Below are 15,789 nucleotides of genomic sequence, written 5' to 3' on the forward strand. Positions count from 1 at the left end.
TGTTGTCTTCATGGCTTACTTCTTTTGCCTCAGTCACCGCATCTGCTAATGTCTCAGGTGCTGTTTGCTCTTCATTTTGTCCCCCAGGGAAGAAAGGCGAGTCTTTTTCTGGCCGCTGCTGAATGTCGGCAGCAGATGGCACTCTCTTGTCTGACCGTCCTTCGGCTGGGCGCTGCGCCCGCCCTTCTTCACGCCCTGCAGGCGTTCTGTGTTCTTCGAATTGGCTATCCGGTAAAGGTCGTTCTTTCACCTGCTGTACCGGTCTGTCTGGAGCAGGATAGCTGCGTTCACGTTCAATCTCTTCTGACAGCAGTGTTACTTTCTCTTTTACAGATTTGTCCGGTTCCTTCAATGTTTCAGAAGGCTGTTTCGGCACATCCTTTTTGACGGATGGTTTTTGATTGAATCCATATATAGGCGAAGGGATATTTGTCGGTTTAAACGGTTTCTTCGCCGGCTCTGATGTTTGATATGTATGCTGCTCTTTTTCATCTTTAGGACGTTCTCTGTATGAAGCGGCGCTTGGACGAGGCGCGGGTTTCGGTTCGTCCGATGGTGCACGGCGCCTTCTCAAGTCTTGATTTTTGTATCCATCAGGCACGATTGGAAAACGGAACTTGCCTTTTGGATATTCATAATATATTTTAGGATCTTCCAATCTTTTTAATTGTCCTTCAGGATGATGTACTTCTTGTTGCTGCGAAATCTGAGCAGGTTTGTTCTCCCGTTCAGCATTCTCTTCGCTCTCGCCTAAAAACAAATTAAAAAATTTATGAAGCCAACTCATAATTTATCTCTAACTCCCTTATAGTTTTCTGGGACGGTTTTTAGTATACCATTGCTGGTCGGCCCAGAAAAGATTAAGCTATCAGCAAAATAAAGCCGCTAAACAAGGGCTTAGCGGCTTTTTTCACATGATTCGTTTTTTGGGTCGGATTTATGGGAGTCTAAAACTGAAATGCGTCTCCCGCCTTATGGTCTCCTTCTAACACCAAAATTCCTTTTTCTGCAGGGGCATCAGGTAAATCGAGCTCTTTTGCTGAGCAGATCATTCCGCTTGACGGAACGCCGCGAAGCTCTGCATCCTTAATCACAAGTCCGCTCGGCATCACGGCGCCCACTTTGGCAACGACAACTTTTTGGCCTTGGTCAACGTTAGGCGCGCCGCAGACGATCTGAAGCGTTTCTTCTCCTACATTGACTTTACATACGCTTAGTTTATCCGCATTCGGGTGTTTTTCTTTTGATTCCACATACCCCACAACAAACTTCGGAGATAAATCAACGACTAATGTTTCTTCAACGCCGTTTCTGCTTAGAATCTCATTCACATCGTGCACAAATGTTTCTGAAAGCGCAACAGGGCCGTTTTCATCAATGGTCAAGTAAGAAGACGCATTGAATATGTTGAAGCCCGTCGTTTCCTTTGTTTCGTTATTGAACATTTTGACGACGTCACCGTGTTTTTCATAGCCTATTTGTTCACGTGTCACATCTTTAAGAGAGATCAGGAGCGTGTCTCCCACACCTTCTTTATTATAAAAAGCGTTCATAAGTAAAAATCCTTTCTAATCCTTTTTCGGACGGCTTTTCGCCAGGATAAACACCGGTTCCAGCTTTCCTTCATTGTACAAAAATGAAAGGGCCGTAATCGGAACGGTGCCGCCTGCAAAGAAGCTCATCGACATTTGTCCTAGAATATCATACCCCGATTCATTCCGGATGTCAGCAAGAATCAGAACGTCCTGATGCGGAACAGAGATTGCCAGCTCACCTTCTGCACGTTGCTTGTACTCATTTAAAACCGCTTCGTTCAGTATGCGGCTGGCGTCGTAACCGTCGTTTGCCCTGAAGAAATAAAAGTAATTGCCGGCAACCGTATCCTCTTTGACAACCGTCGGCAGGGAACGGAGATTAAATGCAGCCGTCTCTCTGATCCGCTCTTTTGTCCAGTTTTCTTTCTCAAGCATGCGCTGATCAATTAAACGATAGGTTTTCCCAAGATCAAGCGCGTAATAAATTCTTGTCTCTGCGGTATGATCATCATAAATGAGCGGAATATCTTCGCTGGACTTGTCCGGGAAAGAAGTCGAGCGGATAACCGGATAAATGCGGCTTTCTTTTCCGGTTATTTCCTGAGCCTTCCCTTCCATTGCCGTCATTGCTTCGGAGACATAGTACACAATCTCATCAATGGCTTCTTCTTTTTTCAGTTCCCATTTTGCAATAATCGGCGGCAGGTCGAGCGTAATGCCCTTTTTGGTCGTTTGATCCTCAACACGAAGGGTGTCTTTCTCTCTGTCAAACAGAAAGGAACGATTCTCGTGCTGAAGGCGCTGTTTCAGTATATCTGACAGCTTCCTTGAGGTCATTTTCAAACCGATGTCCTCCTTTACGCTTTAGCGAGAGAGTCAGTTAAAAACTGTTCAATTTCTTCTTTTGTTTTGCGGTCTTTGCTCACAAAACGATTTACTTCTTTTCCTTCATTAAACACCACAAAGCTTGGAATCCCGTAAATTTCCCACTCTGCACACGTATCAATAAACTTGTCGCGGTCTACGTAGTAGTAAGTGAATTCAGGGAAGTTCGCTTCCAGTTCAGGCAGAAAAGGCTCTACAAAACGGCAATCTGGGCACCAGTCAGCTGAAAACATAAATACCGCCCAATCATCCTTTACCGCTTTTTCCAGCTCTTGAGTTGATTCAATTTTTTTCATGTCATATCCCTCCAGTTGTTTATGTTCTTACATGTTTGTTTATCAATACTCGTCCATTTGGATCATACCAAACTGCTTGCGGCAAAACCACTTATATGCAACGAATGTATATGTAAGATTGGCTTTCCCATTATCATTATCATATTTCATTTGCATTATCAAGCTCGTTTCGTTTAACATCGTGTACATGAGGGTAAAATTTACAGATGGACATACATAAGGAGGGATTCAGTATGGAGTTTACCGTCTATCTAGCAGGAGAAATCCACAGCAATTGGCGTGAGGAAATCAAAGAGAAAACAAAAACGCTGAAGCTGCCGATTACGTTTGTCGGCCCGATGGAGAATCATGACCGATCAGACAATATCGGAGAAGAAATTATGGGCATTCAGCCAAATGGCGTTTTAAAAGATGACAAAGCCTCTGACATAAACAACTTCAGAACCGCCGTGCTGATGAATAAAGCAGACTTTGTGATCGCCCTGTTTGGCGAAAAATACAAACAGTGGAACACGGCAATGGATGCATCATATGCAATCGCAAAAGGAAAACCCCTGATTATCATTCGGCCGGAATCGCTCCACCATCCGTTAAAAGAGCTTTCCAACAAAGCAAATATAACGGTTGAAACCGTGAACCAAGCCATTAAAGCCCTTTCCTATGTGTTTGAAACAGAATAAGAAAAAAGCTTGTCGATCCGGGCTTACTGCCCCGTTCAACAAGCTTTTTTGAAATTCTACATATTTTCTTTAATCGCATCCACCGTCTGCTTATCGCAGGCTGTTACAAGTTTGATGAGCATTTCTTTAGCAGCAGCATAATCGTCGATATGAATGATAGAAGCGTTCGTATGAATGTAGCGGGAGCAAATTCCGATAACCGCAGAAGGAACGCCGCTGTTGGAAATATGAACTCTGCCTGCATCTGTTCCCCCGCCTGATACAAAATATTGATACGGAATACCATGTGTTTCCGCCATGTCAAGAACAAATTCTCTCATTCCGCGGTGCATGACTGTCGTTCTGTCAAGAATGCGGAGCAAAAAGCCTTTTCCAAGCTGGCCAAATTCATTTTTGTCACCGCTCATATCGTTTGCCGGACTGGCGTCAAGCGCGAAAAACAAGTCCGGTTTAATCATATGAGAAGCCGTCTGCGCGCCTCTCAGCCCCACTTCTTCCTGAACCGTTGCGCCCGCATAAAGCGTGTTCGGAAGCTCTTTTCCATGCAATTCCTTCAAAAGCTCTATGCTCAAGCCGCATCCATACCGGTTATCCCACGCTTTTGATAATATTTTCTTTTCATTCGCCATCGTCGTAAACGGACAGACAGGAACAATCTGCTGTCCCGGTTTTATGCCGATTTTGATAGCGTCTTCTTTATCATCCGCTCCGATATCGATCATCATGTTTTTGATATCCATCGGGCGATTACGCTGAGCATCTGTCAGCAGATGCGGAGGTATGCTTGAAATCACACCCGGAACCGGCCCGTTATCTGTTTGAATTTCAACTCGCTGTGCAAGCAGCACCTGGCTCCACCAGCCCCCGAGCGTCTGAAACCTAAGCAACCCGTTGTCTGTGATGGATGTAACCATGAAGCCGACTTCGTCCATATGCCCGGCTACCATGATTCTCGGTGCGCCCTCTGCGCCTTTTCTCACCCCGAAAACACTTCCCAGTCTGTCCTGAACGATGTCATCGGCATATTTGGCAAGCTCCTGCTTCATAAAAGCACGAACCTGATGCTCATTGCCCGGCGCGCCGGGAAGCTGCGTCAGTGTTTGGAAAAGCGCTTTCGTTTCTTGATTCATGTTTTCCCCTCATTTCTATGTAGTCCTTTTATTTTATTAGAAAAAATCAAGTTTTCCAAGCACCCTGACCGAATCTGCTCGAACAGCCGCGTATTGCTTAACAGGATTTGGCTGTTTCTGTATAATGAAAAGTACGATCAACCAGGAGGTGCTTTATTTTGAAATTGCGTCATCTTCTTTTAGGAGCCGGACTTGGCATTTGTACGGCTATCGTTGTGAAACAATATGTGATGAAGCCTTATATTTCTTCAGAAAAAGCGCTTCGAATCGTAAAATCCGCTTTTAAGCAACGGGGGCCGATTGATGGATCATGGATTTACACCCAGCCGGAGCCTTACAATGTGAACGGAGAAACAGTACAGGTGTACAAAACCGGCATTACACGATCAGCTTTCGGAGAATTAGAGCAGTATGAAGTCTTGGTGGATGCGAAAACGGGGGAAATTGTAGATGTTATTGATACTATCGCCTCTTAACACCGGACAAGCGTAAAATAGAAGCCGCTGCCCATGCAGCGGCTCTTTTTTTTATTATATCGCGCGAATTGGTTTATATACCGGATACCACATTGCGTCCTGCACAGCCTGTATGATGTCCTCAGGCTCTTCTGTCGCAACGCCTTCCTTAATCGCAGTTTTAGCGACTTCAACTGCGACGGTTGCCGATACAGTCCGCAAATCCTCTACTTTCGGAAGCATCGGCGCGCCAGGCACCCCGACATTGACCATACTTGCGATCGCGCGGGCACATGCTTCAAACATGCCATCGGTTATTAATTTTGATTTGGTGACAATCGTTCCAAGCCCGAGACCAGGGAAAACAAGCGCGTTGTTTGCTTGGCCGATATGGTATGTTACCCCGTTATATTCTACTGGCGGGAACGGGCTTCCTGTCGTAATCAGCGCACGCCCTTCTGTCCATTTGATTAAATCCTCTGGTTTTGCTTCAGAAAGAGTAGTTGGATTCGACATCGGCAGAATCGCCGGACGTTTTACGTGCGACGCCATTTCTTTTACAATTTCTTCAGTAAAAGCACCGGAAACCGTAGAGGTACCGATCAGGATCGTCGGTTTCGCCTGTCTGACCACTTCAAGGAGATCAATGCCCCCGCCTTCTCCGTTACGCTGATAATCCTTCACTTCATCAGACGAACGGGCGTAAGGCTTTTGGAATTCGAGAAGCTGGTCCATATCTTCTGTTAACAGCCCGTTCCGATCTATGCACCAGAAGCGCTGGTATGATTCTTCCTCACTCAGCCCTTCGCGCACCAATGCTTCCCGCAGCTGTTCAGCAATTCCGATTCCTGCTGTTCCTGCTCCGAATATGACAACTCTATGATCTCTCAGCGGCACTTTAGACGCTTTTGCACAGGATAAGACTGCCGCCAGTGAAACAGCGCCTGTACCTTGAATATCATCATTAAACGTACACACTTTATCTTTATAGCGTTTCAAAATGCTGCGCGCGTTTTTCGCTCCGAAATCCTCCCAGTGCAGCAATGCATTTGGGAATGTTTCTCTCGCCAGAGCAACATAATCGTCAATGAATTGGTCATAGCGTTCTCCGCGCACTCTGGAATGCTGGTTGCCGACATAAAGCGAGTCGTTTAAGAGGCTCTCCTGATTTGTCCCCGCATCTAAAACGACAGCCAGCACTCTGCTCGGATCAATGCCGGCAGCCGCCGTGTAAACCGCTAGCTTGCCGATAGAAATCGCGATTCCGCCGACGCCCCAGTCTCCGATTCCTAAAATGCCTTCCGCATCAGTTGCAACAATTAAATCGATTGAATCGCTTTGATCTTTATACTGTTTAAATGCTTCTCTCATACCGTCCGGGTCATCGATAGACAGATAGAGCCCTCTAGGCTTTCTGTATTCATGGCTGTATCTCTGAATCGCCGTTCCGACTGTCGGTGTGTAGACAATCGGGAGCATTTCCCCTAAATGGTCATTTAACAGGCGGTAAAATAACGTTTCATTCCGATCGTGCAGTGCCGTCAAATAAACATTCTTGCTCAAATCGTCAGGCTGTGCAGAATATTGTTCGTATGCTCTTTTCGCCTGATCTTCAATTGTTAATACCTTTGGCGGCAGAAAGCCTGTTAAGCCAAGTTCTTTTCTTTCTTCCTCAGTAAAAGCAACACCTTTGTTCAAAAAAGGAACAGAGAGTACTTCAAGGCCTCTTAATGTTGTTTGAATGTCTCCTTCGTTTGTTACTTTGAATTGTTTCACCCTGCCTCTTCCTTTCTGAGCATAATTAGTACTAGGTTTGCATTATTAGCCAGAAAACATGCAGGGTAAACATAAAAATATGCTATTGCTACATTCGCTTAACTGAATCTTTGATACTTCCATCCTCATTCCATTTAAGCGCGCGATATCCAGCATCATGATAAAAAATAAACCAAGCGTCTTTTTCCGCTGCGAATGCCTGCCATTTCTGCTTTTGCGGTATAGAGGTCATCGGATAATCATCATAAGCCAGCACCCATAGCGGATTGCGGTGTGCGTGTGTCGGCATCAGATCTGCCATATGTACGGCGGTTTCACCGGCATCCTCGCATATAAGTATACTATGTCCGTCGCTATGGCCTCCGGTGTGATGCATCGTAATCCCCTCTGTGATCGTTAAGGTGTCTTCAAACGTTTTAACTTGGCCGGCAACAGCCTCCCAGTTTTCTTTCCAATACGTATTTTTCGATCTTATATTTGGATGGCGCATTTCATTCCATTCAACAGCTGATGCATAAATTACTGCATTCGGAAAGACAGAGACTAGCTGTTCTCCTTCATATTCCGTTAAACCGCATGCATGATCGAAATGAAGGTGTGTCATAGCGACTACATCTATATCAGCAACCGTCAATCCTAGCGCCGCTAACGATGTTTTCACATTCGATTCTTGGGTCACGCCATAGTTCCGTTTTTGTTTCTCAGTCAGCTTGCCGTACCCAATGCCGGCTTCGACGATGATATTCATCCCGTCCTTTTGAATAAGGATCGGATCTGTCCTTAGTTCAATCTGGTTTTTCTCATTAACTGGATATTTTTTAGACCACAGCGGCTTTGGAACGACGCCAAACATGGCACCTCCGTCCATATGTGTCACGCCTCCGTCAAGCCAGGTTAACGTCATGTTCCCAATTTTCATTGATTCCATTTTCATCCCCCCTGTCATCATGGTAGCAAACGGTCCATAAAAAAAACAGACTCCTTCAGAGTCTGTTTACGTTCTCCATTCAACTTCAGCCCGATAGATCGGCTGGCCGAGTGCTGAGAATTTTTCTTCATATTCTGTCATAATATTGCCTTCCAGATTGCTGTTATGCAAATCGAGACTGACATATGTCAGCAGCAGGCCGTACTCAGAAAAGCTCTTCAAAGAGTACTCAAACAAGCCGCGGTTGTCCGTTTTAAAATGAATCGCTCCGCCTTTTCCCATTACTTCTTCATATGTTTTGAGGAAGTGGGAATACGTCAGACGGCGTTTTTCGTGGCGTTTCTTCGGCCAAGGATCAGAAAAGTTCAAGTAGACCCGTTTGACTTCACCCGGCTCAAACACATCCGTCAGCGTGTCCGCGTCTATATTCAGAAGCTTTACATTCGGCGCTTCGCTGTCTTTTACTTTTTGGACGGCTGTCACGATGACGCTTTTAAACAACTCAATACCAATATAATTGATATCGGGATTTTGTTTGGCCATTCCAGAAATAAATTGCCCTTTCCCTGTACCAACCTCGATATGGATCGGATTGTCGTTGCCAAACACTGTTCTCCATTTTCCTTTATAATCAGCAGGATTGCTGATGGCAATATCTGCGTTTTCAGCCAAAAAGTCATCAGCCCAAGGCTTGTGGCGCATTCTCATATGATTGACACCTCTATCTATTATTTCGACTAACAACATACCATGAATTAAAAAGACCCGCAAGATCGTTTTTCCAGCGTGTCTTCTAGGGCCAATTATATAAAAAAAGAGGTTCCCGTCTGCCGGAACACTCCTTTCACATGCATAAAAACGCTCTATTTTGAACAATTTAACCCGTATGATCATGAAGGGATGTGTACCATTATGGGTTTACATTATGAGCATCAAGTTCATTTATTGAAGGATATATTGACTGACCATCAATTGGACTGCTGCGGAACAGTCGCAGAGTACGAGCAGCTTGAGCGTGTGATTAAATCGCTTATGGCAAACACCGAGCTTGATTCAAACTTCAAAAACGTGCTGGAAGATGTTTACCGCTACAGCCAATCAGGAATATCGTCCAAATCCATCGACTCACACATACAAGAGCATCAAAACAGCCTGTCTCAATGGGTAGAGCAAATGGATTCGTATTCCTGATTATTCAACGATACGTTTCATGAGAATATGCAGTTCTTCCATTGCATCATGAAATTCCTTATCTTTGCCTTTTGCTTTGTGCCAGGCAATGAAAGTGAGTGTTTCAGATAACACATACCAAGCCATTCGTAACCGAAGGCTTTCTGTTAACTCAATGCCGTACATGCTCAGCCAGCTCTCCCAAGCTGGCTTTTCGACGTAGTGGTACAGCAAAGGCCCGAGGTCCATCGCAGGATCAGCGATCATGGCGCCGTCCCAGTCAATTAAATACAGCTGGTTGTCTTCAGACAATAGCCAGTTATTATGATTGACATCACAATGGCAAACGACTTTCTCACCGAAATGCACTTCATGCAGATGTTCTTCTAAGTACTTGATTCCTTCTTGAATCAGCGGCGAAGATTGCTGCACAGCAAATACAGCTTGCTTCAGCTGAGACAGAAGAGCCCCCGGGTTCAGCGGTTCTTTTCCAAGTCTCTTTAGCATGTCCAGCAAGGCTTTTGATGTGTGTATTTTACGAAGCAATTCAGCAACGGGCCGTCCGCTCATATCTTTAGGCTTCAGCTCTCTGCCGGTCATCCAGTGCTGAGCCGTAATGACGTCTCCATTTTCCATCCGTTTTGTCCAAACCAGCTTCGGAACAATGCCTTCGGCGGATAAAACAGCTAAAAAAGGTGAGCTATTACGTTTTAAAAAAAGCTGCTGCCCGTTATGTTTCGCATAATATGCATCTCCTGTAGCTCCTCCGGCGGGGAAGATCTCCCAATCGCTACCTAGTAATTGTCCCAACCAGTTCATATCAATGTTCAACCCATCATTTCTTAAAATATTTTAGAATAAAGGCTAATCGTCTCTAGTCTATCCAGCGAGTGCCTTTTTCGTACGAATCGTATGAAAATAAAAAAGACAGCTATTGAGAGTCTCATATGCTAATCAATAGCCGTCCTTTAAATTTTAGCGCTATAGGACAAACTTCGTCAAGCAAAACTCTTAAGATCTGATACTAAATATAAGATAACTGTTCCGATGCCGTTTACCGCAACCGCTTTCTTGATTTCTTTCGGGTCACGATGAAAACCTGATGTATCACACATAAAAGCCGGTACGTTTGCTCCCATTCAACGAAGTCCGGACTCGCGTGATGAATGACGATGATGTCTACCCATTGGTCGATCACGTTAAGATCATAAAGCCTATATGCGATAAGGTGTTCTTTTAGCGTTAAACATTCAAGATGGCTCTGGATGTCTGCAGAGGAATTGAGACGAAATGCCGGATCCGTACTTCTCAGCGAAATCAGCCTGCGGATATCGTCAACATCTTCTTTGAACGTGTCACGCCGATCCCAATCCAGCTGGTTGATGCTGTCACTGGATTGATAGCTGTTTTCCACTCCCTGCTTCGGCCGGAAAAATTCCTGTCCGCTATGAATGAACGGCACCCCTTGGGCAAGCAAGATAATCGCGGCTGCCAGCCTTTGCCTGCTTCTCTTTCGGCTGTCATTTTCTTGAGAGAGCGCAAAGCCCATTTTATCCCAAAAGGGTGTGATTATCGTGTGACTCAACATAATTGATGGACTGGCTGGGTTCAGAAACAATTGGTGCTGCCTCCCAACCGGAAGAGCCGGCTATCCCGTGCATAACGCTATCCGCTGCTTCACCGCCGCCGAGCGCAAATCCCGCTGCCATGAGATGAAAGGTGTTCCCTTTCACAGCGTCACGAAACGTATCATTAAAAAAACCGATGCCCGGCATTTTTGCAGCGTTTGCCAAGGTCGCTTTTTGTTCATGCGGCAGAGGTGTCGCAAAATTCCATCCTTCTCCAAAAAGCAAAATTCCAGGCTTTACTGCAGTTGCTTTTTCTTTGATATAAAGCACGGTATCCATATCTAAAATGCCAAGCAGATCAAAGCGGAAGCCGTCGACATCGTATTCCTCAATCCAGTACATGACGCAATCCGCTATGAATTTTCTCGCCATCCGTCTTTCTGACGCGATGTCATTGCCTACGCCGGTGCCGTTTGCCGGCATCCCAAATTCGTCTTGCCGAAAAAAATAACCTGGCACCGTCTTTTCAAAAGGTGAATTCTCCCTCTCGTATACGTGATTAAAGACGACATCCAGAATGACTCGAAGTCCATGCTGATGAAGGGTTTTGATCATTTGTTTTAACTCTGTTTTTCTTGTTTGAGGATCATGAGGGTTTGAGGCATAGCTTCCCTCCGGAGCAAAGAAATGAAGCAGGTTATATCCCCAATTGTAAGCATCGAGCGGCTTCTCTTCATTCATTCCGGCAAAATCATTCACCGGCAGAAGCTCTACATGTGTAATGCCTAGCTCTTTTATATACGCCAGTCCGGAAGAACAGCCATTCATGGTTTGCGTTTCTGTTTCCGTCAACGCTAAGTATTTTCCCTTGTTTTTCATGCCGCTGTTTTCATGGATGGAGAAGTCGCGGATGTGCATCTCATAGATGACGGCATCTACAGGGGTTGAGAACGGTTTAGGCGGAGCATCCCACTTCATTTGATCCGGGCGAAGGACGACCCCCTTCTCTCCATTTACAGTCACAGCCTTTGCATACGGATCAACGGTTTCCGCCCATATCGAATTGTTGCAGATACAGAACACATACTCATACCTGTGAAGATCACCGGTGACAGTTATGGTATAGACGCCTTTTTCAGTTCTAACCATTTGGAAAATGCGGCCGCTTTTATTTGGATGTGAAAGCCTGACAGCAGCTGAGGTCGCAGCAGGCGCCCATACTTTAAATACGGTATGATCCTCAGTATAAACGGCACCCAGCTCTCCATCATAATAAAATAAATCATCAAACGCGTCCGTCCGGATAACCGCGCCAATTTGGAGATCGGTTTTATCGCCGCTAGACGCTCTGACAGCATGTGTCTTTCCGAATGTCACTGCTTTTATCGCCGCTGGACGCTCTGACAGCATGTGTCTTTCCGAATGTCAATGGACGTTCTGATACGCAGACGTACTTGTATGTGCCTTCAAGGCGGTATTCCTCCCTGACAGCCAAAGGAAAATCGGTTGTTTCTGTCTCAAGCAGAAACGGCGGTGTCATGATTGCATTTTGTTCTGCAGGAATCAGAACGGTAATGACATTCATGTCATCGACATACGCTAGCTGCGGCGGATGTTGACCATTGGAACCTCTCTCCTCCAAACACGTTTATGTTTTGATCCTCAGGGGTGAAGGACTCGATGCCAGACGAAACGGGGTGGTGCCCATGATTTCTCCGTCAGCATGGAAAGGAATTTTGCCCTTCGTGTAAAACGTAATGTCCTTCGCTTTCAACATTGTCACGCAGTCCAGCTTTGTATGTTTTCCAAATGCCATCAGACATAAAAGCCAATATTTTTTTAAAAACGGCTGATTTCTAACGATCACGATATCAAATGCCTTCTCGCGCGGATTTGCAAGCGGCGCAGCCTTCATGCCGCCGCCGTAAAACGGATGGTTGGAAACAACCGCAAACCAGACATCTTGAAATTCTTGTGTTTCTCCTTCTATTGTACAAGCTAATGAAAACGGCTTAAAGGTCGCCGAGGCATGCAAATGGGAAAGCAGATACACAAGAAATCGAAGGCGAAGAAAAAGAAAAAACCGTCTCAACGGAAATTCCATCGCCTTTTTATTGACATATGCGTCAAACCCGATCCCGATATGATTCATAAAATATAGAATTTGAGATTTATCCTGAAGGAAATTAACGCTCCCTAAATGAAAGGTTCGGGTTAACGGACGCTTTACCTTTTTGATTTCCTGTATCAAATCTATTTTTTTAACAGAGAATCCTCTCGAAAAATCATTATACGCGCCCGCCGGCACAAAGCTCAGTTCAATATCGTCAACATCTTTCAGCCCGTTGATAACTTCGTGCATGGTTCCGTCTCCGCCAATGACGATCAGGCGCTTTATCTTATATTCCTGTATCGTTGAAATCTGCCTGGCGAGCACCTCGGCGTGTCCCGGGTGTTCAGTTAAAAATGAGCGGTGCTCGACCTTTCGTTTGATCAATTCCTTTTGAATGGACTTCCAAACACGCAGGCCGTTTCGATGCCCTGCTGTCGGATTAATAATAAAAAACCAATGGCTCATCTTTCTCACCTGCTTATGGTATGAGAAAACCGCTTAAATCGTTCTCTATTACTCCAGCCACTCTTGTCTGCGATAGGAGTCAGACATGCAGTAGGACAATAGAGCTTTCGCTGCCTTTACCTGATGATGTTTAATCGGAGCAGTGTTTTTCTTCTGCCGCTCAATCCATTCCTCCGCGCCCCGCTTATCTGCTATTTCTAAGCCGTATGGCGGTTCCGGGTAATCGATGTACGACGTTCTGCTCAGAAGCAATTTTCGAACTGGAATTTCAGCCTGTTTTTCCTTTATGATTTTTGATACAACGGAGTCCGTGCGAAACACGCTCAGCCCCGGATTTAACACTGATGCAGTCTGAGAGGCTGTTTTCTTCTCCCAAAAACGATTTTTAGACCCTATGTATACACTGTCTTCCTCTGCCTCTAAAAAAGAAACGCAATAAATGTCAAGCGGGGAAATAATCACAATGCTTAATTCAACCGCCGCCTGCTGAATTTTCAGCACAGGCTTATACATAATGAAATAAGAGTCAGGCAGCTGCTGGGTCAGATAACGCAAAATGCGGTCTTGCTTCACCTGGTTTGAGAGATGTGATATTTCTGAAAGAGTAGAGCTTGCCCATTTTAGCTGAAAGTCATATAAATGTCTTTTATAAAAAGAAGCAAGCGCCATCCTGCTCTTCGGCAGCCTTACATGTAAATCGTCTTCTTCCTCAAACCATTGGTGTCTCTCTTCTTGTATATCGGCTTTTATCTCTTCTTTTCTTCTTTTCAATGAAAATTTTTTTCGTTTCTGCACCGGTTCCGGCTCTTCTGTACTGGCTTGTCTTTCTTCATGCTGGCGCTCCGCTGCTTCTAATAGTGAAAGCCAGCGCTCTTTTTTCAGCCGTACAAACTGATTAATATAATGGTACGGATCAAGCTCATATCTCGATATATAATCATGAATTTTGATGATTTGTGCCATGTTTGTTTCTCCACTCCGCAATGAATTAAGATAAATGAAATTTGATTATTTCCTCGTATTTTGGTGATTGGTTCAAGTGTATTTGAAAGAGCGAAAACCGTTCAGCCATCATGGAAACTTCGCTGCTTTCAAACGGAACATGTGCCGGAAATTCCTCTTCGCCTGTCCACTTTCTAGCCAGCGTCATATGAGGGTGATACGGTCTTTTTTCCACTTGAAATCCAGCTTGAAGAACAGCCTGTTTTGTATGTTCCCGCAGCATTTCAAGTGTTTTGTTTTTCTTTGGCTCAAGGTGTAAGACACGCGGCCTTCTGCGGTCGCCGAATACATCAATTTTGCCAAACTCAATCGGAAACGGATTTGTTTTTGAAGCAACCGCAGCTAGTGAGCCTTCAAGCTGCTGGATTTGCGTCTCATCCGCCGCTCCGAGAAAAATCAACGTGATATGGTAGTCAAGCGGGTGCACCCATTTTTGAAACGTCAAAATCGGCTCGTTTTTCGCAGCATGGTAAACCGGATTCGCAATTCCCTCAGGAATGGGAACACCGATGAAATAATGAGGCCGTATATCTGGCATCCGTCTGACACTCCCTTCCTTTGACAGCTATTATTTTATCAATAAAGAGGCTGTGCGAATAGAGGAACAGTGTATGAAAACACTCTCGCACAAACGTTTATTATGTTAGGATATTATGTGACACTTGTTTTATTCAGAAAGGAATGACAATGTTGAAAATCGTTGAAAATACAGCCGATTTAATAGGAGATACACCGCTTGTGAGATTGAATCGGCTTCAGCCGGAAAACGCGGCACAGGTCTATTTAAAGCTTGAATTCTTTAATCCGAGCGGCAGTGTGAAAGACAGAGCCGCTTATCAGATGATCATAGAAGCAGAACAAAACGGTTTGCTCAAGCCGGACTCAGTTATTATAGAGCCGACAAGCGGAAATACCGGAATCGGGCTCGCCATGAATGCGGCAGCACGCGGCTATAAAGCGATCCTAGTCATGCCTGATACGATGACGAAGGAACGGATCAACCTACTAAAAGCTTACGGCGCCGAGGTTGTATTAACACCCGGAGCGGAAAGAATGCCGGGAAGCATCAAAAAAGCGAAGGAGCTTGCCGAACAAATTCCGAACAGCTATATTCCGATGCAGTTCGATAACACCGCCAATCCTGACGCGCACCGGAAAACGACGGCGCTTGAAATTGCCCGGGCAATAAAGGAAATCGGAAAACCGCTCGGCGCTTTTGTCGCCTCTTCCGGAACGGGCGGAACCATTACCGGAACAGGTGAAGCGCTCAAAGAGATTTTTCCGGAAATTACGGTTCATGTTGTCGAGCCTGCGGGGTCGCCCGTATTATCCGGAGGAAAACCCGGGGCCCATAAGCTTGTAGGGACGAGTCCGGGCTTTATTCCCCCGATTTTAAATCAAGAGGTATATGATGAAATTTTCAAAATCTCTGATGAAGACGCATATGCGACCACAAGACGCCTTGCTGCTGAAGAAGGAATTCTTGTCGGGCCTTCATCAGGCGCTGCCTGCTTCGCAGCAATCGAAACAGCGAAACGCCTCTCTCCTGACCAAGTTGTGGTCTGCATGACAGCCGATACGGGAGAACGGTATTTATCAACTGATTTATGGTCATTTGTTTAAAAAAGGACTGGCTTCAGAAGATGGTCTTACCCCTGTCAAGTAGACAGCCACAAAAAGCCTAAGCAACCAGTGTGTTACGGTATTCTACCGGAGCACACTGGTTTAATTTTTTCTGGAATCGTTCGTGATTATAGAATTGAATGTAATCTTCAATGCTCTTGTG

General features: G+C 45.2%; 17 protein-coding genes and 2 pseudogenes. 4 read left to right on the top strand and 15 right to left on the bottom strand.

What is annotated here, in order from left to right; all coding sequences use genetic code 11:
• The 5 genes and pseudogenes from MOF34_RS01120 to MOF34_RS01140 all read right to left on the bottom strand — a co-directional run.
• Positions 1–787: pseudogene (locus tag MOF34_RS01120) on the bottom strand (cell division protein FtsK); the annotation flags it as partial.
• A 160-nt stretch (positions 788–947) separates the two neighbouring features.
• Positions 948–1,553: a YtpR family tRNA-binding protein gene (gene ytpR / locus MOF34_RS01125; RefSeq protein ID WP_268398044.1), complete on the bottom strand. Its 606-nt coding sequence runs from the start codon at positions 1,551–1,553 to the stop codon at positions 948–950.
• A 15-nt stretch (positions 1,554–1,568) separates the two neighbouring features.
• A complete protein-coding gene (locus MOF34_RS01130; RefSeq protein ID WP_268398047.1) occupies positions 1,569–2,378 on the bottom strand; it encodes a DUF1444 domain-containing protein in 810 nt (269 codons plus the stop codon).
• A gap of 14 nt (positions 2,379–2,392) precedes the next feature.
• The gene (locus MOF34_RS01135) at positions 2,393–2,716 is read right to left on the bottom strand and encodes a thioredoxin family protein (protein WP_003237915.1); all 324 of its coding nucleotides are present in this window, start codon (positions 2,714–2,716) and stop codon (positions 2,393–2,395) included.
• Positions 2,717–2,758: 42 nt separating this feature from the next.
• Positions 2,759–2,872: a hypothetical protein gene (locus MOF34_RS01140; RefSeq protein ID WP_138921996.1), complete on the bottom strand. Its 114-nt coding sequence runs from the start codon at positions 2,870–2,872 to the stop codon at positions 2,759–2,761.
• Positions 2,873–2,949: 77 nt separating this feature from the next.
• Here MOF34_RS01140 and MOF34_RS01145 point away from each other — a divergent pair, with 77 nt between their 5' ends.
• The gene (locus tag MOF34_RS01145) at positions 2,950–3,396 is read left to right on the top strand and encodes a YtoQ family protein (protein ID WP_019715400.1); all 447 of its coding nucleotides are present in this window, start codon (positions 2,950–2,952) and stop codon (positions 3,394–3,396) included.
• Positions 3,397–3,452: 56 nt separating this feature from the next.
• Here MOF34_RS01145 and MOF34_RS01150 read toward each other — a convergent pair whose 3' ends face one another.
• Positions 3,453–4,526, bottom strand: coding sequence for a M42 family metallopeptidase (locus tag MOF34_RS01150; RefSeq protein WP_019715401.1), 1,074 nt, complete (start codon positions 4,524–4,526; stop codon positions 3,453–3,455).
• 158 nt (positions 4,527–4,684) lie between these two features.
• On the opposite strand from MOF34_RS01150, the gene MOF34_RS01155 reads away from it, so the two are divergent.
• Positions 4,685–5,002, top strand: a complete 318-nt coding sequence (locus tag MOF34_RS01155; protein ID WP_268398049.1) for a PepSY domain-containing protein — start codon at positions 4,685–4,687, stop codon at positions 5,000–5,002.
• 54 nt (positions 5,003–5,056) lie between these two features.
• Here MOF34_RS01155 and MOF34_RS01160 read toward each other — a convergent pair whose 3' ends face one another.
• The 3 genes from MOF34_RS01160 to trmB all read right to left on the bottom strand — a co-directional run bounded on the left by MOF34_RS01160 (position 5,057) and on the right by trmB (position 8,393).
• A complete protein-coding gene (locus MOF34_RS01160) occupies positions 5,057–6,757 on the bottom strand; it encodes an NAD-dependent malic enzyme (protein WP_268398051.1) in 1,701 nt (566 codons plus the stop codon).
• Positions 6,758–6,845: 88 nt separating this feature from the next.
• Positions 6,846–7,685: a YtnP family quorum-quenching lactonase gene (locus MOF34_RS01165; protein ID WP_268398053.1), complete on the bottom strand. Its 840-nt coding sequence runs from the start codon at positions 7,683–7,685 to the stop codon at positions 6,846–6,848.
• Positions 7,686–7,751: 66 nt separating this feature from the next.
• Entirely contained in the window at positions 7,752–8,393 is a 642-nt protein-coding gene (trmB, locus tag MOF34_RS01170) for a tRNA (guanosine(46)-N7)-methyltransferase TrmB (RefSeq protein WP_019715405.1), read from the bottom strand.
• A 204-nt stretch (positions 8,394–8,597) separates the two neighbouring features.
• Here trmB and MOF34_RS01175 point away from each other — a divergent pair, with 204 nt between their 5' ends.
• On the top strand, positions 8,598–8,876 hold the full coding sequence (locus tag MOF34_RS01175) for a YtzH-like family protein (protein ID WP_003237926.1): 279 nt from the start codon (positions 8,598–8,600) through the stop codon (positions 8,874–8,876).
• On the opposite strand, the gene MOF34_RS01180 is transcribed toward MOF34_RS01175, so the two are convergent.
• The 5 genes and pseudogenes from MOF34_RS01180 to thpR all read right to left on the bottom strand — a co-directional run bounded on the left by MOF34_RS01180 (position 8,877) and on the right by thpR (position 14,541).
• A complete protein-coding gene (locus MOF34_RS01180; RefSeq protein WP_029317096.1) occupies positions 8,877–9,674 on the bottom strand; it encodes a phosphotransferase family protein in 798 nt (265 codons plus the stop codon).
• Between the two features lie 179 nt (positions 9,675–9,853).
• Positions 9,854–12,008, bottom strand: a pseudogene (pulA, locus tag MOF34_RS01185) (type I pullulanase).
• Positions 12,009–12,071: 63 nt separating this feature from the next.
• Entirely contained in the window at positions 12,072–13,001 is a 930-nt protein-coding gene (locus tag MOF34_RS01190) for a YegS/Rv2252/BmrU family lipid kinase (protein ID WP_268398055.1), read from the bottom strand.
• A gap of 48 nt (positions 13,002–13,049) precedes the next feature.
• Positions 13,050–13,964: a hypothetical protein gene (locus tag MOF34_RS01195; RefSeq protein WP_268398057.1), complete on the bottom strand. Its 915-nt coding sequence runs from the start codon at positions 13,962–13,964 to the stop codon at positions 13,050–13,052.
• Positions 13,965–13,989: 25 nt separating this feature from the next.
• Positions 13,990–14,541 carry an RNA 2',3'-cyclic phosphodiesterase gene (thpR, locus tag MOF34_RS01200; RefSeq protein ID WP_268398058.1) on the bottom strand — a complete coding sequence of 184 codons (552 nt, stop codon included), beginning with the start codon at positions 14,539–14,541 and terminating at the stop codon, positions 13,990–13,992.
• Between the two features lie 149 nt (positions 14,542–14,690).
• On the opposite strand from thpR, the gene cysK reads away from it, so the two are divergent.
• Positions 14,691–15,626 (top strand): cysteine synthase A, encoded by a 936-nt coding sequence (cysK, locus tag MOF34_RS01205; protein WP_019715411.1) that lies wholly within the window; start codon positions 14,691–14,693, stop codon positions 15,624–15,626.
• Between the two features lie 58 nt (positions 15,627–15,684).
• On the opposite strand, the gene MOF34_RS20930 is transcribed toward cysK, so the two are convergent.
• Positions 15,685–15,780 carry an IS3 family transposase gene (locus tag MOF34_RS20930; RefSeq protein WP_419901018.1) on the bottom strand — a complete coding sequence of 32 codons (96 nt, stop codon included), beginning with the start codon at positions 15,778–15,780 and terminating at the stop codon, positions 15,685–15,687.
• Positions 15,781–15,789 lie beyond the last annotated feature (9 nt).

This window comes from Bacillus sp. T17B1 (assembly GCF_026796395.1).
Lineage (GTDB): Bacteria > Bacillota > Bacilli > Bacillales > Bacillaceae > Bacillus > Bacillus spizizenii_A.